The organism is Vibrio sp. 10N.247.310.98 (genome assembly GCF_041467395.1).
In the GTDB taxonomy this organism is placed as follows: Bacteria; Pseudomonadota; Gammaproteobacteria; order Enterobacterales; family Vibrionaceae; genus Vibrio; species Vibrio crassostreae_C.
On record NZ_JBFSUL010000002.1, the window covers coordinates 166,885 to 190,314 of the forward strand.

Below are 23,430 nucleotides of genomic sequence, written 5' to 3' on the forward strand. Positions count from 1 at the left end.
CCCGACTCTGCAAGGTTGCTTTTTATAAACATTCAACAGGATCGAGATACTATCTCAATACTCTGCTTCAGGCAGCTGTTTTTAGCCTGCGTATTCTGGGTAATCCGTTAAACCTTTTTCAGCACCACCGAACAATGTGTTTGGATCGTGCGCTGCAAGTGGGTAACCATTTTGAATACGAGCTGGTAAATCTGGGTTCGCAACGAATGGACGACCAAAACCAACCATGTCAGTTACGCCTTCAGCAACGGCTTTTTCGCCACGCTCGCTATCGTATTTACCCGCATAAATAAGGACACCCTCGTAGGCTTCACGAACTGCTGCTTTAAATGCTTTTGGCGTTTCAGGTGCATCGTCCCAATCAACTTCTGCAATGTGTAGGTAAACAATTTTGTATAGGTTAAGTAGTGCTGCCGCCGCTGTGTAAGTCTCTACTGGTGTAGCGTCAACCGTACCATTCAACGATGTGAACGGAGCAAGGCGGACACCAACACGGTCAGCACCAATCGCTTCAACCATAGCTTCAACCACTTCGCCTAGGAAACGTAAACGGTTTTCAATTGAACCACCGTATTCGTCAGTGCGGTTGTTTGCTTCAGAATCGATGAATTGGTTGATTAAGTAACCATTCGCTGCGTGAAGTTCGATACCATCAAAGCCTGCTTCAACCGCATTCAAAGCCGCTTGGCGATACTGTTCAACCACCTCTTTGATGTCTTGTTTCGTCATTTCACGAGGTTCAACCACATCAACAAAGCCCGGTTCATCAGTACCGTTATCGATGAATACCTTTACGTTTTGTGCTTTAAGTGCAGAAGACGAGATTGGCTGTTCACCACCAATGTTGTCTGGGTGTGTTACACGGCCTACATGCCAAAGTTGAGCGAAGATAACGCCCTCTTTTTCATGTACGGCATCAGTCACTTTTTTCCAACCAGCGATCTGCTCATCAGAATAGATACCCGGAGTCCAAGCATAGCCTTGACCCATAGGTGAAATTTGTGTGCCTTCAGCAATAATCAAACCTGCAGAAGCACGCTGAGCGTAGTAAGCCGCCATCATATCGTTTGCTGAATTACCAGGTTGCGTTGCGCGAGAACGCGTCATCGGTGGCATAACAATACGGTTTTTAAGCTCGATATTACCAAGTTGAATTGGTTGAAATAGTGCGTTTGTCATTGTTATATCCTCGATTAACCTAGTTGAATCAGTTCGATTTGGTAGCCGTCTGGGTCAGTAATAAAAGCGATATGAGTTGAGCCGCCTTTCACTGGACCCGCTTCGCGAGTGACGTTGCCACCTAGCGATTTGATTTTGTCACATGCTGCGTAAATATCTTCTACACCCAATGCCAGATGACCAAACGCGCTGCCCATCTCGTACTCATTCGTATCCCAGTTGTACGTTAGCTCGATAGTCGTGCCGCCTTGCTCATAGCCAACAAAAACCAATGTGTAGCGGTACTCTTTGTTTTCGTGGCGTTCAAGTTCCTTCATTCCCAATACCTTGGTGTAGAACTCGATAGACTTGTCTAAATCAGTAACTCGGATCATTGTGTGTAGGAATTTCATATTTCGCCCTTTTTAGCCCAGCAACCTGAGCCGATATAATCGTGAGTGGAGGTTACCCACTTCTTTGTTAGGGTTAATATACGAGCTGACAGCAAATAAATGAAATTATCATAAATTCTCATTGTGATAATTTTTTATTATAACTCACTTAATACAAGTGATTTGTTAAGAAGATATTTGGCAAACAAAAGATAGGGCGACGATCAGAAAGCGGAGCGCCAACTGTTTAGTGATTTAGACATGTCATTAGTCGTATTGATGATCTGCTCTCTCAACCACTTATGTGCCGGATCGGTGTTCTGTTTTTTCAACCAAATGAGGTAATGAGAGATAGGCTGATAATCGAAAGGCGGTTTGAACAACTGTAACCCAAGACGTTCCTGATACTGGTTCGCCATAGAAAGCGGCACAACAGTGATGTAATCAGTCTGGCTACACAGCATTAGGTTACTGGCCATAGAGCTGCCGTGAATTACAATTTTACGCGAGGATAAGTCTAACGAAGTGTAGTGAGTCAAACTTCTTACTTGGCGACGTGTTCTGGCTAAAACCGCATGTTGCTCACTGAGATATTGCGCCTCGGTGATCTCACCTTTGATCCTAGGGTGCCCATTTCGGCAAACAATCACAAACTCACTGTCGTAGAGCTTTTCGCTCATCATGCTTGAATGCTCAGGCAACACAATGTCGATCATCAAATCAAACTTCTGAGTTAATAGATCCTCATGGACTTGATCATCACTATCTGGTTGGTCATACACCTCAAGAGATAAGCCTTGGTTAGATAACTGAGAAAATCGATCGAGCAACATCCACTTTAAATGTTCGGGAACCGAAGCCACAAACCTGCGCTCTGTACTCGCTTCATCAAACCCAGCCATACCTTGAAACACGCCGTTGAGCTCATGTATTGGCGCTTTGATTTGCTCATACAAGCTTTGCGAGTAAGCAGTAGGCACAACCCCTCGCCCACTGCGCACAAACAACTCTTGGCCAATTTCATTTTTCAGTCGGCCGAGCGCAGTGCTGATCGTCGATTGATTGGTATTCAAATGATCGGCAGCCTTACTCAAACTGCCCTGCTCCATCACCGCTGAAAACACAGCCAATAAGTTAAAATTCGGAATGTCATTACTCATGATTCAGTGCTCATTTGGCGATAGATTTAATTATCTTATCGTAAAAGCGATAGAATGAAACAACGGATGCTCATTGAGAAAACAAAACTGAGAAGGAAGCATCATATGGTAAAGAGCAAAAATGTCAGAACAACTCACTCTTTCGAATAGCTGCCACATTCGCCAGATTGGAATCTAAATCTCTTCGCTGTGCCAGTAACGCTTAATCCACCCAAACTCACCCTAGACTGGTCGGAGTATTCAATATTTCCGTCCTGCCTTATTGATACTTTTATAGCCACTTCTATGATCCAGGCTAATTAAATAGACATATTTTATAAGCCGAGTTTGAGCCTGTTCAAATAAACCCACCTCACGTTTAAGCAACCACTCAATTCATCGTAATTACGATAATTCAATATCGCAATAATGCGTAGATAGCACCAGTTACACTTCCTATTATTTCGCCAACAAATCAATTCTTAACCTAAACAGAAAACCTAAAAATGTGTAGATGATGGTGTTGCACACATCACGGAAGACGGCCTTAAAACCCAATGCAGCAAACGAACCTATCAATGGTAGACGTTACTTAAGAATGATTTCGCCAGGTGTTTTTAACACTCTATTCGCGAGAATGCGTTGTCTACGTGGTCAAAGCGATTTTTAATTGTCATCTAGTACTTTTGACTCAGTAGGTCTATACGGTTACGTGAGTTCAACACCTCTTTCAGATGTCTTCTAAAAGTCTTGTACCAAGGCTGCACTTTCTCTCTCCTTATTTAGGTTGAGATATGAACTTTATAAAAATCGTTTTCCAGAAAATCTGGGCCGTTGTGATGGTCTTGATTAAATTCTGCCTGTTTATGGCGGTAATGTTTGCTGGTGCATGGGCTCTTGCACCGTTAGGCACAATCCATTCTAAAGACATCGACATGTCTCAATTCAACAATCATCCCAATGAAATGATGATGAACTTCTTCCAGATGGAGTACTTCTCTGGTTACTTGTTCTCAGTGACCATTGCTGTCGTATTAGCCGGTATTTACGGCATGTGGCAATTGCATGAACTGGGAGTGCATAAAGCAAAAGAGCACAAAAGCGCTCACGTACAGATCGTGTTTGCACTGTCACTTTGTGGACTGTTCATCAGCAAAACATTCTGGGTTATCGCCTTGGTTATCGCATTGGCGAACTGGAAACATATTGGTCAATCACTGAGTGATGTGATTCGCCGTGGTGTTCAGCCTAAACAAGATGCGGCTAATGCAGCGACAGCCGCTGTCCACGTATCGCCTGAACAATCGGTAACGGAGCCGTCTCAAACAAATCAGTCTCCAACACAAGAGTCTCCAGTAGAACAATCTTCTAAAGAACAGTCTTCAGAAGAAAAGGCTCCAACAAAACCATCCCCTACAGAAAAAGAGGTCGCATAATGAAAGAGATGATGATTCCATACATCCTAATTGTATGGTCACTGTTTGCGACAGGCGCACTGAAGAAGAACTTCAAAAACTACACGTGGGCTGCCATTGGCGGCGTAACAATCCTTGCGGTATTAGCGGTTATCTCTCGCTTATGGGCACCGGTTGATTTAACCAACTCAACCACAGTGAAAGCACCACATGCGGTAATGTCACCTATCTTTGGTCAGCAGATCGACAAAGTGCTTGTTGAGCACAACCAAATGGTTAAAGAAGGCGACGTAATTTACACACTCGTCGACATCGATTCTGCCGCAGACAAAGCAAAGATCGAATCTTCAATTGTTCAGAAAGAAGAAGAGATCAAGCAAATGACTCGCGACTTAGAGCGCGCTGAAACGTCACCTGAAATCTTCAATATGCGTGACGTAGAAAAATACGACTCAGACCTTCGAGTGCTGCACGCTCAACTTGTATCGTTAAAAGCCGATCTACAAAAAGTAAATTGGGCGCAAGAGAAGAAAACCATTAGAGCTGAATTTGATGGTCAGGTATCGATAGTGAATATTGCTGAAGGTTCTGTCATGGGTAACATGCACCTCTACAATACCAGCAAAAAATTCCTTGAGATGCGTATTTCAGACCAAACTTACGGCTATGTTCAAGTAGGAGACTTCGCAGAGTTCTTCGTTGATGCCTACCCAGGGCATGTGTTCCGAGCAAAAGTACACAGCTTTAATGCAGGTACGGGTGAGTCGAGTATTTCTCCACTTCAGGGGCCACAAAGCGTCGGTCAACACGTGGTAAGAAACGGCAACGGTTTAGGCCGTACCATCGTACTTGAGATCATCGAACCAGAAGGTTTCAATATCCCAATTGGTTCAGCTGGCGCAGCTTGGATTTCTGCTGAGAAGCCACATCCGTTCTGGGGCTTTATTGATGTAATCGGTGCGGCAACGGTTCGCCTACAATCTTACAAGTCTTACTTAGGCGCTTGGTAAACAAGTTACGCGTAAGAGTTGGATAGAAGATAAACAAAAATACCCCGCTCGTCGGGGTATTTATATTATTGGTGCGAACTGCTTGATAGGTTAATCTTGTTCCAACCTTACGAAAAAGGCAGTGGAATCAGTTCCAGTCCAAGTACGCCGCTGATGCTCATCACCACCAGCAGAGAGACCTTGAAGACTGTCTTTGACCACTGGATGTAGTTAAGACAATCAACCTTACGGAACGTCACTTTGGTCCACATAAAGCAAACGGCTGCCGACACGGCTAGGTATTCATAACCCGCCTCTCCGAGTAAAAATAACCCCAGAGCAACCGCGCCAAAAGCGACCACATACGCTTTCATATGTTTGTGAGCCTTATCCACACCCTCTTTAACCGGTAAAACGGGAATGCCTGCATCTCGGTAGTCTTGAATGCGGAACATCGCAATCGCATACGAGTGTGGCATTTGCCATAAGCAGAACATAATGAACAGCAGAACGGCTTCTAAGCTCAGGTAGTTCGTCACGCCAAGGTAGCCAACCAATGGTGGAACCGCGCCAGAAATACTGCCCACTAAGGTGCCGTAAACTGAATTACGCTTGTACCACATGGTGTAGAAAAAAACGTAGAACACATAACCAAGCAACACCACCACCGCAGACATCGGATTAACGAATTGAAACAGCAACGCCGTGCCTGCCAACAACATGACTAACGCATAGATAAATGCGACGTCTGTGTTGATGTTGCCCTGAACCAATTCACGGTTCTGGGTTCGTTTCATTTTCTGGTCGATATCTCGGTCAAAGATGTTGTTGACCACACAACCTGATGCAATCACAAGTCCCACACCCGCTAATGTTGTCAGTAACAACATCGCACTGGCTGGTTCTGTTTTTGCGGCGAGGAAGAACCCCGCCGCAACAGAAATCAGGTTGCCGAAAATGATGCCCGGTTTGGTAATAGACAGATATCTTTTCAGCATACCCTAGCCTACAACTTCATGTTGACGTTCATGTTGTAGATGATCCATACCGAGCCAGCGATAAGAATCAATACAACGATGGCGGTAAACATCAGTGACACCAAGTTCCAACGCCCATCGGAAGATTTCGCTTCCATATGCAAGAAGTACTTAAAGTGCACAAAGATTTGCACCAGCGCACACCCGAACAAGATCACGTAAGTTTCCGTGCTTGATAGCGCATGTGACCACACGATGTAGAACGGAATAATGGTCAGAATTAGTGACGCAATAAAGCCTTTCACATAATCCGTTGCACCGCTGTCTAGATGCTGTTCCATTACATCACCCCCATTAAGTACACAATGGTAAATACACAAATCCAAACGATATCAAGGAAATGCCAGAACAAGCTTAAACACTGGAAACGCATCGACATGTTGTCGTTCAAGCCTTTGGTTGAAAGCTGGTGATACGCCACTGCCATCCAAATCAGACCAAACGTTACGTGCAACCCGTGTGTGCCAACCAAGGTAAAGAACGCAGAAAGGAACGCACTCTCTTGAGGACCATAACCTTCTGCAATCAAGTGATGGAACTCATACACTTCCATACAGATAAAGGCTAAGCCCAATACGAAAGTAACTTTGATCCATCGCTTCAGTCCCGTAACGTCTTTGCGCTTCATTGCAATCATGCCAAAGCCAAAGGTGATACTACTGAACAGCAGCATCATGGTTTCGACAAACACGAACGGCAGTTCAAAGATGTCTTTGCCTGTAGGCCCTGCGATTGAACCACTCTCAAGCACGGCATAAGTCACGAAAAGTGTGGCAAACAGGACACAGTCACTCATCAAGTAAACCCAGAAGCCAAACAACTTGTTACCCGCAGCTTCGTGGTGATGATCATGCGAGTGTGCAAGATCATAAGTGTGTGACGGAGTATTAGCTTGCATACGTCGTCTCCAAATCATCTTTATTGTTGTTATCACTGTCACCGTCAGCGCTGTTACCACGACCAGAGTTGTCGCCCTTCACTGACTGTCTCTTAGCTTCTTCAAGCTGTGCACGTCGAGCCGCTTCAATCGCTTTGATCTCTTCAACTTCCACGTAGTAGTCCACATCGTCGTTGTAGCTGTGTTGAATACACGTCACCACGATGCCCACTAAGCTTGCCGCCGCTAGCCACCAGATGTACCAAATCATTGCGAAGCCAAATGCCAACGCCCATGCAGAAACATAGATACCTGTCGGTGTGTTCTTCGGCATGTGAATACGTTCGTATTCTTCTTCCTGAGTTGGATCAAACTCACCACTTTGCTTTTGATACCAGAACGAATCGATCTCATCGCCCTTAGGCAATTTTGCAAAGTTGTAGAACGGCGGTGGTGAAGACGTTGCCCATTCGAATGTGCGTCCGCCCCACGGGTCACCGGTTAGATCTCGGTTTTGGTCGCGGTCACGAACACTCACGTAAATCTGAACGAACTGACACACCACACCCATCGCAATCACGCCCGTACCTGCAGCCGCAACCGCCAGTAGAGGGAAGAATTCAGGATTGATGTCTTGGCTCAAACGACGCGTCATGCCCATAAAGCCCAGAGCATAAAGCGGCAAGAACGCCATCAAGAAACCGATTATCCAGCAGTAGAATGCGCGTTTTCCCCAAAGTTCGTTCAGAGTGAAACCCGTCGCTTTCGGGAACCAGTAACCAATAGCAGCGAAACAACCGAACACTACGCCACCGATGATTACGTTGTGGAAGTGAGCAATCAGGAATACCGAGTTATGCAGAATAAAGTCTGCGCCCGGAACTGCCATCAATACGCCTGTCATACCACCCACCGTAAAGGTGATAAGGAAACCGACCGTCCATAACATAGGTGTGGTAAAGCGGATACGACCTTTGTACATGGTGAACAACCAGTTGAAGATCTTAACCCCGGTCGGGATAGAGATAATCATAGTTGCGATGCCGAAGAAGGCATTCACATTTGCGCCTGAACCCATAGTAAAGAAGTGATGCAGCCAAACCACAAACGCAAGGATGGTGATAGCCACCGTCGCCCATACCAGCGAGGTATAACCAAACAGTTTTTTACGTGAGAAGGTTGCCGTCACTTCAGAGAACACACCGAAGATAGGCAAGATTAGGATGTACACTTCAGGGTGTCCCCATGCCCAAATCAGATTCACATACATCATCACGTTGCCACCAAGGTCGTTGGTGAAGAAGTGCGTGCCGATGTATCTATCCAAAGTCAGTAGCGCGATGGTCACCGTTAGGATAGGGAAAGAGATAATGATCAGGATGTTGGCACACAGCGATGCCCACGTGAATACTGGCATCTTCATCATTGGCATAGACGGAGTACGCATGCGCAAAATCGTCGCGAAGAAGTTCACACCCGTTAACGTGGTACCCACACCGGATATTTGCAGTGCCCATATCCAATAGTCGACCCCACTCCAGGGCTTGCCTCAATACCGGAAAGCGGTGGATACGCCAACCAACCCGTACGGCCAAACTCACCCAAGCCAAGCGACATGTTGGTTAGGATAATACCCACCACAAATAGCCAGAAGCTCAAGTTATTCAGATAAGGGAATGCAACATCACGAGCGCCAATTTGCAGCGGCACGATGATGTTCATCAAACCGATAACCAAAGGCATCGCGACAAAGAAAATCATGATCACGCCGTGAGCCGTGAAGATCTGGTCGTAGTGATGTGGCGGCAAATAGCCCGTTTCACCGGCTGCAGAAAGCAATTGCTGGCTACGCATCATGACCGCATCAGCAAAGCCACGAACTAACATCACCATCGCAACAGCAATGTACATGAAGCCCAATTTTTTGTGGTCTACCGACGTAAACCATTCATTCCAAAGGTATTGCCACTTACCGGCTTTGGTTACCGCGTACACCACTAAACTGCCCACTAAAGCGATCATGGTTAACGTGACCAAAATAATGGGCTCGTGGTAGGGAATTGAGTCTAGAGTTAATCTTCCAAACATGACGATTATCCTTGGGTTTCCGGCAAACAGTTCATTGAACCAGGGTGCTGGGTCACGACATCAGTGAATAAAAATGGTGGGATACTTGAAAACAGCGTCACAGGCTCAGCCACACTTGGCGCGGCCAATGAACGGAACTGCTCCCAATCTTCGATGCGATCAGGGCTTGCTTTCACTTTCTCCACCCAGTTTAAAAACGCCACTTGATCAGGCATGGCCGATGCGGTGAATTTCATCTGAGAGAACCCTTTCCCACTGTAGTTCGATGCAAAGCCTTTGAAGTCACCTTCGTGGTTTGCAATTAAATTCAACTTGGTCACCATTCCCGGCATCGCGTAGATCTGCGAACCAAGACGCGGGATAAAGAACGCGTTCATGATGTTGTCTGAAGTTAGCTTAAACGTCACCGGTACATCTTTCGGGAACGCAACATAGTTAACCGTCGCAATGTTTTGCTCCGGATAGATGAACAGCCACTTCCAGTCCAGAGAGACCACTTCGATCACCATAGGTTGCACATCACTTTCCAGAGGCTTTGATGGCTCTAATTCGTGTGTTGTTCGCCAAGTGATGGTGGCTAGAATCGCGATGATGATGATTGGAATCGTCCATACCACCACTTCAATCTTGGTTGAGTGTGCCCAGTCAGGTGCATACTCTTCCGTGGTATTGCTCTCGCGGTATCGGTAAGCAAAGTAGATGGTCATCAGAATCACTGGGATGACGACAATCAACATCAGCAACAGAGCCGTGATAATCAGCTCTTTTTCCTGAACGCCAACGCTACCTTTTGGGTCGAGCAATGCGGAGTTACATCCTTCGAGCATCAGAACGGTTCCCAGCAAACCAATCTTCGACAAATTTGTCCTCGATAAAATGCGTTTATATCTTGAAGCTTCCATTAACTTTCTCGATGGTTATCCAGCCTCAGAACGAACGTCTGAGTACTGGTTGTCATGATCATTAGAATATTTATGTGTTGAGCATGTGAAACGCCGCATCTCAAAAAGCAATGCAATAAGGTTCGTTACTGCTGGGTTAAAACCACACAGAAAACATGACTTAATTGTTACACTTTGAAATACATTGTTACATTCGGCGCATTATGAAGAGTTGAAATTGAAAGCTCACCAAACAAACTTGGAAACTAACCTTCCATTTATGAAGACGAAAACTAAGAAGCAGTAAGCGATCAAGACACACATCAATAGCGTGCTACACAGATGGAGCCAGTACTGACAAGGGATTTAGAAAAAGTAGATAAACACTCGCGCGTCACCACTGCCCAGGGCAAGTTCAAGGTACATTAGAAAGAGCGAATAAATAGAAGTGTGACGCCCATCAAGATTGTGAATTCACATACCATTTACAAGGTATTCACTGGTTAGATTATTCAAAATACCCACTCATTCACCAGCAAGATAACCAAGCATTCATCGATGTACTACTGTGACGAATTGAAAGAATATTATGACTAACAGAAAGGATAATTTGACTAATTGAGAACGTTATAGCGGTGAAAAGAACAACACAATGGTAGGAATTGGGATGAATTTATCGAGAATAACAACACCATAATCGAGCCAGATACGGCTCGATTATGGGCAATTGAAAAGCAGTTAAATTAAAAAACAGTTATGCCGCTTGAGTCGCGATGGTTTTTCGCTGATTTCGAGTCATCAAGTGATAAACCACCGGCACAAAGTAGAACGAGATAAGCGTGGTTAATACCGTTCCGCCAACAATCGCGACCGCAAACGGAGGCCAGAAACCACCGCCAGCGATGATCAATGGCATAAAGCCGCCAACAGTCGTTATCGTGGTTGAGCTGATATGGCGAGTACACGACATCACAGCTTCAACGACTGCATCTACATTCCCGGAGGAAGCCTCTTTATCGAGTTTCAATTCGGTCAAAATCACAATGGCCGCGTTAATGGCTAAGCCCGCAATCCCAAGCATCGCGATAATCACCGTAAAGCCGAACGGATAACCGAAGATCCATACCGACAACAGCCCTAGTCCACCAGCCAACCCTGCTACCATGAAGATGATGCTGCTCATTCGGAACGAGTTGAATGACATCACCACCACCAACACCATCAATACCACCACAACGGCGACATTCGAGATAAGGCTGTTAACTGAATTGTCACGCTCAGCGGATTCACCACCAAAACCAATCGTATAACCCGATGGCATCTGATAGCTTGCTAAGCGTTTCTGGAATTCATTAAGGACGGTTTGAGGTAAAACACCCGCTTCAATGTAACCTTCAATGGTGTTCACTCGTTGCCCGTTACGACGAGTAATCGCGCCGCGGCTGGTCGTCAATTCCAGTTCTGCCAGAGTCGAAACATTAATTCCCGTTGAGTACACCTCAGAGCTAATTGGCAAACGAATATTGCTTAAATGCGCTAGGTTTTCACGCGCTTCATCCGCGACACGAACACGGATTGGTACCGACTCACTGCCTTCAATCACAGAGCCACTTTCACGACCTGTCAGCGTAGTTTGCAGCATACCTGCGAACTGGTTCAATGAAATACCGTTCAGCTTTGCGGTGTCTTCATCGACCTTCAACCACACCTTAGGTGTACCCGGTTGCAGCGTTTCCCTTGTGTGCGTCACATGAGGAACACCCGCCAAAATCAATCGCACATCCTCACCAATCGCTTTCAACGTATCGAGGTTTTCACCATACACTCGCAGTTCAACGGGCGCGGTAAATGGAGGCCCTTGGTTAAGCTTACGTACCAAGATTTGTGCTTCCGGCACCTCTTCATCCAACACCTTTTGCAACTGTGGAATTAGCGCATTGGCTTGGTCAAAGTTCTCTGTTTTCACCATGGCTTGCGAGAAGTACGGCGCATTATTTTGCCTTGCTTGCAGGTTGTAATAGAAGGATGGGAAGTTTGCGCCCACTAGCCAATCAATGCGTTCCACTTCAGGGTAACGATGAATGATATCGTCGATTTTTTCAGAGGTGTTTTTGGTGGCGTAAATGCTCGCTTGCGGCGGCATGTAAACCTGAATCTCAAACATGTCTCGGTCTGATGGCGGGAAGAATTGCTCAGTCAGCTGAGACATACTCCAGTAACCGGTAAACGGTACCAATAACACCAAAGCAATCGTGATGGTTGGATGCGTGACGCCAAAGCGAACAGAAGACGAAAACCAACGCGTCAAAGCTGGGATTCTCAAACCCGTCATGTACCAATGGTGCCGCCCTTTCTTATCAACGTCGCTGAGTTGTTTCGGTAATAACTTGGTCGCTAAGCCTGCGATTAAGGTGTGCGAGATAATGTAAGAGCCGATCAATGAGAAAGAAACGGTAATCGCAATACCACCGACAAATTCACCCGATGCACCCGGCATCAAGATAATCGGAGCAAACGCCAACACGGTAGTTAAGGTTGAGCCTAATAACGGCACCCATAAATGCTTCAATGCATTCATGGTCGCTTCAGCGCGCTGTTGCCCTTTCAAGCGATAAGCTTGAATGGTATCGACCATCACCACCGCGTTATCAACCATGATCCCGAGCGCCACAATTAGGCCTGTCACCGACATTTGGTTAATCGGCACACCGGTCATTTTCATGATCGACAGGGTCAATAATGAGGTTAACGGCAGAGAAATGGCGACTAAGATCGCGGCACGTACGCCTAAAGTGACAAACAGCACAATCAAAATCAGACCGAAACCGATCATCAAGCTTTTGCCTAAATCGTCTAAGCGAGTCTCGGTATAACCTTGCTGATTAAACAGCACTGTCACCTTAACGTTACTTGGTAACTCTTGCTCAAATTTACCAATCAGAGCATTAGCTCGCGACGTCCAGTTATCGACTCGCAGATCAGGGTGCATTCTTGCCGCGACAATCACACCCGGCTCACCATCAATAATAGCAATCTGGTCTTGTGGGGTTTTCTCACCACGTTTCACAGAAGCAATGTCTTCCATACGGATGATGTGACCTTTGCTATCAGTGGCTATTGGCACTTGCTTAATGCGTTCAATGGAATCAAGCTCAGACTTAATCTCTAAGCCAAAGCGAGAATAAGCACTCACTAACTCGCCGGCCGAGTTCTTGGCGTCTGCCCCTTCGAGCGATTCAGCGATATTGGCGCTTGAACGCCCTAGAGCAGCGGCATCGGCCGTACGTAAACTGATTTGAATCTCTTCTTGCGGCATCCCGTATTCATCAACGAATTCAGTACCCGACAAAGTTCTTAGTCGCTTGGCGAGCTCTTTGGCATAACGGCCCAGCGTTAACCTATCAGGCTCGCCTGCACCAGACCAAGTTAGAGATGCGATGGTCGTGAAAGCATAGGTATGGTCGCTATCGAGATCAGGCGATTGAGCACCCGCAGGCAAAATGGATTCGATATCAGATAACTTGTCGCGAGCTTGGGACCAGACGGGTTCTGGCTCGGTGATGGTGTCATTAAGTTCTAGCGTGACAATCGATACGCTCGGCCTAGAGGTTGAACTCACCAATTTAACTTCACTCAGCTCACGCAGCTTGTTCTCGATTACCTCAGTAACCAAGGTTTCAACACGCTCGGCACTGGCGCCGGGGAAGCTGGTTGTGATGTTCGCGTAACGGTTGATGATTACTGGGTCTTCTGCACGTGGCAACGTCATGAACGCCGAAATACCACTCACCATCAGCAGCGCGGTCATCAAGATAAGCAGTCGAGTGTTGGAAATAGTCTCTATTATTTTCATACTATTACCTACTCAGCCGCACTGACTGGTTTCACGATTTGGCCCGGAACTAAGCGATGTAAACCACTGGCGATGACCTGTTCACCGTCTTCAATCGCCCCACTCACATACGCTTGTTGATTGTTGGCAAACAACACCTGAACACTTCTACGTTCAACCTTATTGTCTTCACCAATCACAAAGATGTTCCACACACCGCGCAATCCATCAATCAAACCCGTTAATGGCACCCAGTAACCTGAGTCATCAATCTGCTCATCAAATTTAAGGTAGGCAAGTTGCCCTTCCAATACCGATGATTGTTCAGGGAATAGGTAACGCAAACCGACACTGCGAGATTGGGTGTCGACCATTGCGCCGGGATTCAATAGCTCCACGGCATAATCTGTTCTCCCAACTCGGATGTTAGGCGAAGAAAGTGAGGTGACTTTTTGCATTTGGTGAGCAGGAATACCGATGAAGGCCTCTTTGCCCTCAGAAGCGAGCAGTGTAAGAGTTGGATTACCCACATTCACCACATCTCCGAGCGAAACAAAGCGCGTCGCGATGGTTCCAGAATAAGGCGCAAGCACTGTCGACTTCACCAATTTCAGTTCGTTGCCTTTTACCGATGCATCGATGCGCAACAAGTTCGCCTGCAATACGCGTTGCTCACTGGTGAGAGAATCAATCTCCGCTTCGGCACTGAAGCCTTTCGCTTTCAATGAACGTTGACGTTTAAGGTTCGCTGCCACCAAACTCAATTGAGCTTTGACTTCTTCAGCCTGCGCTTTCAGTTGGCTAGACTCGGTTTCCAAAAGTTGGGTATCCAATCGGATCAACGGCTGACCTGTTGTGACTGTGTCACCGACATCCACCAGAATCTCATTGACCTTACCCGCCAATTCAAAACCCAAATTCGCCTGCTGCCCGGCCTTTACCACACCGACATATTCACGCTGTACCGCATACGATGGAGAGCGTTCCAAAGCGACAGTTTCTACTGTTAAGACTGTCGACGCTGCACTACTCGATTCCACTGCAGCATTATCTGCATCGGATGCTGTCTCGGCTTGTGTATTTTCACCACACCCGACAAGAAGAGTCGACAACGCCACTGCTACTGCGCTTCCCTTCATCAATTTATACATACTTCCTGTTCCTATGCGGTACTCAATTATGTTCTTTTTTTAGACTAACCAAACCAAACTAGACTGTCTAGTTTGATTATGTTAAAAATAAGTTTCATGGTTAATGTTTGATAAAACCATCACAAAAAGCATAATGCTTAGCGCCAAATGAGACACCTATAGCGGAGTATCAATAGGCACTAAGCAAAGAGACAAGCTAGGTAACGACCCAACACCAAGTAACGAGAAGCAAGCACGTGACAAAAATCATCAAGAGTGAACAGAAGAGATCGCAGATCTTAACCGCAGCAAGTAAACTTTTCTCTGAACATGGCTTCAAGATCAATATGGATCAGATAGCCAAAGCAGCGAACGTTTCCAAGCAAACGGTCTACTCTCACTTTAAAAACAAAGACGATCTTTTCGAAACCTGCATGCAAACTAAGTGTGCCGAGCGTGAACTCAGCCCTTCTGCTTTTGATATGAATGCCACTTTGGAAGACGAGTTGGTGAAATTTGGTGTGAAGTTTCAAGATTTGTTACTTGATGAGCAATCCAGACAGACCTTTCAAAATGCGGTGAGCCAATCCAACACGCACCCAGAGATCGCTTCGATCTACCTAGAAACAGGACCGCAAAAAACTACCCTTTTGCTCGCCGATTATCTACAAAGCAAAGTGGACTCGGGTGATTTGATCTTATCAACGTCAAGCTCGCCGATCATTGCAGCAAGACAACTCCTGCTGATGTTCCATGGTAAGTCAGCGTATTGGGGATTCTTCGGACACGAAAGCGGTGAGTCAGAGCAAGAGAGGCTTCTCTACACCAAAGAGTGTGTCGCGCTGTTCTTAAACGGCAACCAGCCTCGTTAATTGTAGCTCTATCTTTGAATAAAAAAGGCACAGAGAAATTCATCCTCTGTGCCTTATCAATCATCAGTCACTCTCAGCAATAACAGCGATCGGTTTATTGGGTATGTTCCACAACGATCAGCTCATCGGTATTGAAGCCACGCTCTTTCGACATGGCTTTAAACTTCTCCATCACTTCTGGTGCGACTTCAGGCGTTCTTGCGAGTAGCCATAAGTAATCAGTGTCGGGCCCAGAAACAAACGCGTATTGGTAGCCCTCTTTGTCTAATTCAAACACGACATAAGCGCCGTAGAAAGGGCCAAAGAAAGACACTTTCAAATAGCCTTGTTCAGAGCCCTCAACGAAGTACGCTTTTCCTTCCGCTTCGTTCCACTCACCTTCTTCCGCCGAATAACCACGGTTAATCACCTTCACGCCGCCATCATCACGAAGGCTGTATTCAGCGCTGATGTTGTCTAAGCCACGCTCAAACGAGTGATCCAAACGAGCCACTTCGTACCATTTCCCTAGGTATCGTTCCAACTCAAACTGTTGAACAGGCTTTACCGTTTCGGGCATGCCAACACAACCACCCAATAAGATCACGCTAAGCAGCAATAATATTTTTTTCATCCTAACCTCGACTTGTTTTTATTAGTAATGCGAGTAAGTCTCTTGAAAACATAAACTTACATCCTTGGTAATACGTTAAATCCATTTTTATAGCTCACTTAACTGTAATTTATTCAGAACCTTATGTGAATTGTTTAGTCTGCGAATGGATTCGCAATCCTTTATTGACGAGCTGTATTCCCACAACCACCTCAAAAGGCACTGGAATTACATTCAAACAAGAGAGCAACCAAGGACACTTTATTATTAAAAATTCACGATATGATTCTCGCCACTCGCTTTCTATACTTACTAAACAGTGGAACATGGAAGACATAATAATGAACAACAAGCTCACTCTGCCATGCACTGCATGGATAGCATTACTCGCAAGCTTATCGGCCGTAGCGCCGATGCTTGCACAAGCCAACACCGTTGTTCAAGCGCAAACAGCCGTTAAAAGCCAAAGTGCTGACCAGATTTTTACCAATGCAGATATATATGGGCATCGTGAGTCGGACTCGATCGTTACCCACAAAGGCAAGATCATCTTCATTGGTAACCAATCACAGGCGCAAACTTTTCAAGGGCAAAGCACTGATGTCATTGATTTAGACAATGCCTTTGTCCTTCCGGGATTTATTGATAACCATAACCATGTGTTTGAAGCCGCCTCAGAGCTGGGTGGCAATTGTGAACTCGACTCTGAAGCAACGTTAGAAGAGCAAATCCCCTACTTAGAAGCGTGTAAGATCAATGCTGATACCGATGGCAGAGGTTGGCTTATAGGCTATGGTTTTTCTTTGGAAGCGACGCTCGATAGCGACTCTGACTACACGCCACTAGAGATCATCGACAGTGTCTTCCCTAATCGCCCCGTGGTGCTTATGGAGCAGACTTCACACTCGATGTGGGTCAACTCAAAAGCACTAAAAATCGCTCGAATCAGCCAACAATCTCCAGACCCACAAGGCGGTGTTTATTTAAAAGACCAAGATAGCAGCAAGCTCAATGGCATCTTGCTAGACAATGCTGGCGATCAAGTGATGGAGATGGCTTGGAATAGCCAAAGTGAACTGTTTGAGCAAAGCTACCAAGGCTTAATGTTCGGGCTTGAGGAAGCGGCAACCCACGGCATCACCACCATTGGCGACGGTCGCATGTATTGGAAACGAGGTTGGTATGACGTTTGGCTAGAGGCCGAGCAAAATCAAGACTTAACGGCGCGAGTATCGCTACGCCCTTGGGTGTACCCATCGATGGTGATGTCTTCTCAATTAGAAGTCTTTGAGAAAATGCATTCCGACGATAAAAGCCATCTGTTACTTGTCGATCAGGTGAAAATGTACAGTGATGGCATCTTTATCAATGGCACCGCCAAAACACTCGCGCCCTACTTAGATACTTATCTACCCCAGTCTCCTAATGGCTTGAACTATATTCCGCCAGAACAAATGAAAGAATGGTTAACTGCGCTCGAGAAAATCGGCTTTAGCGCCCACATTCATGCTATTGGTGATGGAGCGGTTCGTGAATCTCTTGATGCGATAGAAAGTATTCGCAAACAAGGTTCAACCAAACCCTACACCCTAACCCATGTCGAATTAATCAATGATGAAGATGTGCCACGCTTTCGCCAGTTAGATGTAACTGCAGATTTCCAAGTTGGCTCTGATTACGTTGCAAGGCATCAACACCAATGGGCCGAAGCTTTCCTAGGTGCTCGCCGTGCTAAAGCCATGATGAACCTCGATGCAATACTCAAGACCGACGCGAATATCACCTTAAGCAGTGACTGGAACGTACACGACATCAACCCTTTAGTCGGCATCGCGAACAGCTTAATCATGGGCCAAACCGGCCTAACCGATATCTACACAGCCATCGACGCTTACACGCTCAATGCCGCCAAAAGTCTTGGAATTGAAGATGTAACAGGTTCTATTGAGGTAGGCAAATCCGCTGACTTCGCCATTCTCGACCGCGACATCACCACAGTATCAGCAAGACAAATCGCTAAGACTCAAGTGTTGATGACGGTGTTACGCGGGGATGTGGTTTACGAAAAATAAAGCCAATTCGCGTATCGAATTGGTTATCGCAACTCAAACGAAAACGAGCCAGCTTATTCAGCTGGCTCGTCAGTTATTCACATCTGTATTTTAGTTCTGTTACGCGTTGGTCTCTTTTAGTGCTTTCTCTGTTGAATCTTGTTTGTCATCAAGTGCAAAGTAGATCTTCGATACAATCACTTCAGCAACCAAAATCGTAAATACCACAGCGAAGAATGCGACTACACCGCCCCAAGGGCCTGTAAAGCTCACCTTATCTCCGAACAGAAGGTTAATCGCTTCTAGCATCACGAACTTTGAGCCCACCAAGATAATGTAAGTGGTGATTGCTCGGTACACCTTAGGTGCAGTGCCAGGCTTGCTTTTAAAGTGCTCGGCAATCTTGTGCTCTAAACCAATAGAGAGCTTCAATAATAGCTGCAGCAACAATGCCGCAATCAAAGAGATAGTGAAAGACTCAATGTTAACGAAGTCCCAGTACTCATCGAAGAAGTTAAGCACTACTAAGTCCACCAGCACGGCTAACGTGTAACCTACGAATAGACGTTGTGGTGTGTTGAACCCGTAAACTTTGTCTGATTTAGTCATTCTGTCTCTCTCTAATCTAATTTGATAAGTCGCCTTGATTTGAAATACATCTTAGCGTTCGAATCGAAGCAAAACTTACCATTTCATGACATCGCCAACATTCATTCCTCAAATTAATGATTCGACAATAATCCCCCTTTCCTCTCTTATAGCAATAGCAAAAACACGCCCAATTCATCACTGTCACCAAATGGCCATTCTTCAAATGCTGCGCCCCATAAGATGACTCCATCAGCGACACACACTCATTTCCAAAAGGTGCAGACTATGAAAAAACTAATCACTAACGCGAACGTATTTAACGGTGTTGATAACAACTTAATCGAGAACGTATCAATCCTCATCGAAGATAACTTGATCACTCAGATTGGAGAGATTGACCCAACGATTGCCGATGAAACGATTGATGCTCAAGGTGGCACGGTCATGCCAGGCCTGATTGATGCGCACGTTCATATCACGCGATCTGCACCTTTCAACGTGATTGATACCATGACGCGTGAAGAAGTGGCGATTCGCTCAGCAAAGATTTCTGAAGAGATGTTAATGCGTGGCTTTACCACCATTCGTGATGTAGCAGGTAACACGCTTGGCCTTAAAAACAGCATCGACAACGGCTATGCCACTGGCCCACGTATTCTTCCTTCAATGGCGGCTATCTCACAAACTTGTGGTCACTCCGATTACCGTCAAAACCAAGCACAAGAGCGTTTAGCAAACGGCCATGAAGACTCACCAATGATGAAGCAAGGCTCAATGAAAGTGGCCGATGGGCGTTCAGAAGTATTGAAAGCGGTGCGTGAACAGCTATTCATGGGCGCGTCACAAATAAAGATCATGCCGGGTGGTGGCGCATCTTCAACCTTCGACCCGCTAGACACATTGCAATTTACATCAGACGAGATGAAAGCCGCAGTTGAGGCCGCTTCCGATTACGGCACTTATGTCGCTGCGCCGAGCCGCTGAAGCGGGCGTGATGTCATTCGAACATGCGACTATCATGGACGACGACATTGCCGAGATAATTAAAGAGAAAGGTATCTGGGTGATCCCGTCTTACTTTACCTCTTCATTGATTGCAGAGCGTAAGATCCCACTGCCAAACGAAGAGACATATCGCAAAACAGAGCGCGTGGGTAAAGCCATGTTCAAGTCGGCAGAATTGATTAAGAAATACGACATCCAGAACATCGCTTTTGGCACTGACTGTGTGGGCGAAACCAACGTTCATGCGACACAATTAAATGAACTTGGTGCGATTGAGCAAGTATTCGATACCATCACCGCGCTTCGCATGGCGACATCAAACTGTGGACGTTTGTTCGAGATGTCGACTTATCAACACCCGTACCAAGAAGGCAAACTTGGTCAAGTGGTTGAAGGCGCGTATGCCGACCTATTGATCATCGATGGCAACCCACTGGACAGTGTTGCTTGTGTGGCAAACACAGAGACACAAAAACTGATCATGAAAGACGGCAAGGTGTACAAAAACACGCTTTAGTGTTCAATATACTCACTAAGTAATGAAACCTCTCAGGCAAGCAAGCGAACTTTATAGTCGTTTGCTTGCCTTTTTATTAAGCGCTGTTTTATTGCTACTATTAAACTCAGGTTATTGATTTATGGATAAATCGGGGTGGGATAAGGATGAAATTAGAATGAAGCTATTACTTACTGCACGCTTAATCAGCACAGTGCTATTACTCAGTTCACTGCTGTCAGGGTGCGGTAACTTTAGAAATCTATCTAATGAGATACAAGCCATCGACTCCATAACCAATCAATACATGGTTACCTTGAATCAACATGCCTCCGGTTCTGCCGTGGTGATTGAACAAATCAAAGACATTAACAAAGGCGAGGTTGATGGCTACGATGGCATCATAGACAGTGACAGTATTCACTTACATGTATCGAATAACATCCACTACCTACTTATCTTTGAAGATAAGAATCAAGACCTTACCCTACAAGCCGATGAAGCTTTCAGTGTAATCAACCTACGTGATCACCAAGACAGATCAACAATAGAAGTCTCACTAACGGTTAATGAGAGTGAAGCCCCAAGAGCGTTTGTTGATCGTTCACTATCTTCACTGTTGAAAATCGAATTGGATTTGATCGACATAGGCACAGTCGTGAGCTTGGAAGCTCCACCTTTTGACAGAAAAAATGGCAAACTCGGCATGTGGCAGCCGCTGACCTTTTTGCTCGAAGATAACGCTGGGCTCTACTTTCTGTCAGAGTTCGACCCAAACAAAATCCCGATCTTGTTTGTGCATGGCATCAACGCCACTGCGTTAGATTTTGCCCCACTGATTGAAAAAGTCGACCAATCTAAATATCAGATCTGGGTCTTTAACTATCCTTCAGGCTTGTCTCTGGCTTTGAACTCCAAAGGCCTGAATAACCTCATGCACACGGTGTTAACGGAATACAAAATCCAACAATTACATGTTGTGGCACATAGTATGGGCGGGCTTGTCGCCACCAACAGTCTTCGCCAGTGCCGTATTGGGCAGCTATGCGATTTTGTAAGCAGCGTAGCCACCATATCTTCGCCGTTTGGTGGTGTCGAGTCTGCTAAACAAGGGGTCGAGTACTCTCCCGTAGTAATGCCGGCATGGGTTGATTTAAATCCAGACGGGAAATTTATCGCTGACTTATTAATTGACAGCAGTAAGATTCACATTCCCCACTTTTTAGCCTTTGGTTATAACTCGGGCGACCTATTTAATACCAACAGCAACGATGGTGTGATCAATTTATCAAGCCAGTTATCACGACCGGCCCAATTGAATGCGGACCAAATTCGTGGTTACAACGAAAACCATCTGAGTATTTTAGATAATGATGATCTGTTTGAAGACCTGTCCAATTTTTGGTTAAGAGCAGAACAAGAAAATTGATCTACCTTTAGCCGCATAATCAGTTTTTGAGCCATGGGCGCCGCTCACCTTTAGAGTGCAGGCTCGCTAAAGCACTGCCCCCTGGCGCATTAGAGGACGTGGGTGAATCGACTTCAAGCATCTCTGACCCTTACGCAAGTGAGCGAATGTGGGGACACCCAAGCGAGCAAGTTTAAGGTAAATCAGATACGAAAAATGGAACGCTCAGGCGTTCCATTTTTTTGGATGAAGCGAAACTCGTGTCTGAGTTGAGAGCGTTGATATCGCGTGCGCTCGGTCTGATTTCAAATACCCTCCCCCTCTAACTCCCCCTCATGTTAAGTTCATCAACCCCTTTAGATCTGCGACCGAGGGGGAGAACCTTCTTTAGCGCTGAACGTACAGCTGCACATATCACGATCGGTATTCTGTTCCTCCCCTTTCCACGAACCACAATGGATCGAAGATGCTGATTAAGGGGAGGCTAGGAGAGGATTTAGTTTTGCAGATAAGGTGTCGCACCAAGAATTTCTGGAGCCTACTTACCAGTAGGTAAATCAGAATAATGTTAGCGTTCGCCTTTATATGGATAACAGCTCATCGCAAATTTCGAAACAGTCTTTTTGACTAATCCTACAGCCTGTTATGGGGCGCACGTAGTTCCTCCATTTACACTCTAAAGTTCATGTTCATTATCGAAATGTATTTGATTGTTATATGTCCCTAACATATTAGCTAAGCGCACCTTATATTGCTGTTTTTTGACTTGTAGTCCAACTTGCTCAAAATAATCATAGTCGAACGGAAAAATACCCAATTTCAGTATTTCACAACCTAGCTTAGTCACCTTGTAGACACTTAACTGAAGATCTATTGGTTCATCCTTCTCAATCAAGAGGATTTTTCCACCATACTGCATATTTTGTACATAACTTTCTTTTGCATATGTCCCTAGCGACCATGACAGACCGCCGACTTCAACACCACTGAGTATGCCTAGGTCTTCCATCTCTAGTAGGTAATCAAACTCTAAACCTTTGTTTTCTAAGTCTGGCAACTTGAATACTTTTTTATTTATTACAAAGGGAGCTAGTTTAGATATTTCCCTAGCTTCTGCTTGAGATAGATTTTTCAGGAACTCCAACGTTCGTAATGAATAAGAGCCTGGAGTAGCAACCTCGCCAGCTAAAGCCTTTGCCCACAAGCTTTGAAGGTCTTCATTTGATACCTTTTCAGCACTATCTCTCCAACGAGTGAACCAATCTTGGTCAATGGGTTCTTCATTCGATTCATACTCACTGTTCAAAAGATCATGCTCTGCCATTAAAATGGCTTTAGTTAGGTGGATTTCTTCTTGGATATCCTGAGCATACTTTCGAGTGACTTTTTGTTTCTCAAGTAATTCGAAGTTAATATATGGTTTGTAGTGGTCAACTGATATTGGCCACGTTCCTAGAGTTTAACCAGAACAATCGTT

At 45.6% G+C, this 23,430-nt stretch carries 17 protein-coding genes and 2 pseudogenes; 6 read left to right on the forward strand and 13 right to left on the reverse strand.

Features of this window, described 5'->3' with window-relative positions:
* Nucleotides 1-81 precede the first annotated feature (81 nt).
* The 3 genes from AB6E78_RS01650 to AB6E78_RS01660 form a co-directional block, all read right to left on the reverse strand.
* Complete coding sequence (locus AB6E78_RS01650; RefSeq protein ID WP_017065285.1) at nucleotides 82-1,179, reverse strand: alkene reductase; 1,098 nt, start codon at nucleotides 1,177-1,179, stop codon at nucleotides 82-84.
* Nucleotides 1,180-1,193: 14 nt separating this feature from the next.
* Entirely contained in the window at nucleotides 1,194-1,571 is a 378-nt protein-coding gene (gene gloA / locus AB6E78_RS01655) for a lactoylglutathione lyase (RefSeq protein WP_017066787.1), read from the reverse strand.
* A gap of 203 nt (nucleotides 1,572-1,774) precedes the next feature.
* A complete protein-coding gene (locus AB6E78_RS01660; protein ID WP_017068098.1) occupies nucleotides 1,775-2,710 on the reverse strand; it encodes a LysR family transcriptional regulator in 936 nt (311 codons plus the stop codon).
* 773 nt (nucleotides 2,711-3,483) lie between these two features.
* Here AB6E78_RS01660 and AB6E78_RS01665 point away from each other — a divergent pair.
* Complete coding sequence (locus AB6E78_RS01665) at nucleotides 3,484-4,125, forward strand: magnesium transporter (RefSeq protein ID WP_372132345.1); 642 nt, start codon at nucleotides 3,484-3,486, stop codon at nucleotides 4,123-4,125.
* Nucleotides 4,125-5,114 carry an efflux RND transporter periplasmic adaptor subunit gene (locus AB6E78_RS01670; RefSeq protein ID WP_017107610.1) on the forward strand — a complete coding sequence of 330 codons (990 nt, stop codon included), beginning with the start codon at nucleotides 4,125-4,127 and terminating at the stop codon, nucleotides 5,112-5,114. Before AB6E78_RS01665 ends, AB6E78_RS01670 begins: the two co-directional genes overlap by 1 nt.
* Before the next feature lie 107 nt (nucleotides 5,115-5,221).
* Here the strand turns inward: AB6E78_RS01670 and cyoE are convergent, their stop codons facing one another.
* The 7 genes and pseudogenes from cyoE to AB6E78_RS01705 form a co-directional block, all read right to left on the reverse strand.
* A complete protein-coding gene (gene cyoE, locus AB6E78_RS01675) occupies nucleotides 5,222-6,091 on the reverse strand; it encodes a heme o synthase (protein WP_048669035.1) in 870 nt (289 codons plus the stop codon).
* Nucleotides 6,092-6,099: 8 nt separating this feature from the next.
* A complete protein-coding gene (gene cyoD, locus AB6E78_RS01680; RefSeq protein ID WP_017105301.1) occupies nucleotides 6,100-6,411 on the reverse strand; it encodes a cytochrome o ubiquinol oxidase subunit IV in 312 nt (103 codons plus the stop codon).
* Nucleotides 6,411-7,028, reverse strand: coding sequence for a cytochrome o ubiquinol oxidase subunit III (gene cyoC, locus AB6E78_RS01685; protein ID WP_372132341.1), 618 nt, complete (start codon nucleotides 7,026-7,028; stop codon nucleotides 6,411-6,413). The genes cyoD and cyoC overlap by 1 nt, the downstream gene beginning before the upstream one ends.
* Nucleotides 7,018-9,095: pseudogene (gene cyoB, locus AB6E78_RS01690) on the reverse strand (cytochrome o ubiquinol oxidase subunit I). Before cyoB ends, cyoC begins: the two are co-directional and overlap by 11 nt.
* Before the next feature lie 5 nt (nucleotides 9,096-9,100).
* Nucleotides 9,101-9,997, reverse strand: a complete 897-nt coding sequence (gene cyoA, locus AB6E78_RS01695; RefSeq protein ID WP_081326284.1) for a ubiquinol oxidase subunit II — start codon at nucleotides 9,995-9,997, stop codon at nucleotides 9,101-9,103.
* A gap of 733 nt (nucleotides 9,998-10,730) precedes the next feature.
* A complete protein-coding gene (locus tag AB6E78_RS01700; protein WP_372132338.1) occupies nucleotides 10,731-13,829 on the reverse strand; it encodes an efflux RND transporter permease subunit in 3,099 nt (1,032 codons plus the stop codon).
* A gap of 8 nt (nucleotides 13,830-13,837) precedes the next feature.
* Entirely contained in the window at nucleotides 13,838-14,959 is a 1,122-nt protein-coding gene (locus AB6E78_RS01705; protein ID WP_372110962.1) for an efflux RND transporter periplasmic adaptor subunit, read from the reverse strand.
* 236 nt (nucleotides 14,960-15,195) lie between these two features.
* Between AB6E78_RS01705 and AB6E78_RS01710 the strand changes: the two genes are divergently transcribed.
* Entirely contained in the window at nucleotides 15,196-15,810 is a 615-nt protein-coding gene (locus AB6E78_RS01710; RefSeq protein ID WP_372110961.1) for a TetR/AcrR family transcriptional regulator, read from the forward strand.
* Between the two features lie 94 nt (nucleotides 15,811-15,904).
* Here the strand turns inward: AB6E78_RS01710 and AB6E78_RS01715 are convergent, their stop codons facing one another.
* Nucleotides 15,905-16,423 carry a lipocalin family protein gene (locus AB6E78_RS01715; protein WP_017060193.1) on the reverse strand — a complete coding sequence of 173 codons (519 nt, stop codon included), beginning with the start codon at nucleotides 16,421-16,423 and terminating at the stop codon, nucleotides 15,905-15,907.
* Nucleotides 16,424-16,743: 320 nt separating this feature from the next.
* Between AB6E78_RS01715 and AB6E78_RS01720 the strand changes: the two genes are divergently transcribed.
* A complete protein-coding gene (locus AB6E78_RS01720; RefSeq protein WP_372132333.1) occupies nucleotides 16,744-18,474 on the forward strand; it encodes an amidohydrolase in 1,731 nt (576 codons plus the stop codon).
* A 99-nt stretch (nucleotides 18,475-18,573) separates the two neighbouring features.
* Here AB6E78_RS01720 and AB6E78_RS01725 read toward each other — a convergent pair whose 3' ends face one another.
* Nucleotides 18,574-19,062 carry a hypothetical protein gene (locus AB6E78_RS01725; RefSeq protein ID WP_372132330.1) on the reverse strand — a complete coding sequence of 163 codons (489 nt, stop codon included), beginning with the start codon at nucleotides 19,060-19,062 and terminating at the stop codon, nucleotides 18,574-18,576.
* A 267-nt stretch (nucleotides 19,063-19,329) separates the two neighbouring features.
* Here AB6E78_RS01725 and AB6E78_RS01730 point away from each other — a divergent pair.
* Both AB6E78_RS01730 and AB6E78_RS01735 read left to right on the forward strand, forming a co-directional pair.
* Nucleotides 19,330-20,566, forward strand: a pseudogene (locus tag AB6E78_RS01730) (amidohydrolase family protein).
* A 157-nt stretch (nucleotides 20,567-20,723) separates the two neighbouring features.
* Nucleotides 20,724-21,974, forward strand: a complete 1,251-nt coding sequence (locus AB6E78_RS01735) for a lipase family alpha/beta hydrolase (RefSeq protein WP_372132328.1) — start codon at nucleotides 20,724-20,726, stop codon at nucleotides 21,972-21,974.
* 655 nt (nucleotides 21,975-22,629) lie between these two features.
* Here AB6E78_RS01735 and AB6E78_RS01740 read toward each other — a convergent pair.
* Nucleotides 22,630-23,277, reverse strand: coding sequence for a DUF2806 domain-containing protein (locus AB6E78_RS01740; RefSeq protein WP_372132325.1), 648 nt, complete (start codon nucleotides 23,275-23,277; stop codon nucleotides 22,630-22,632).
* Between the last annotated feature and the right edge of the window lie 153 nt (nucleotides 23,278-23,430).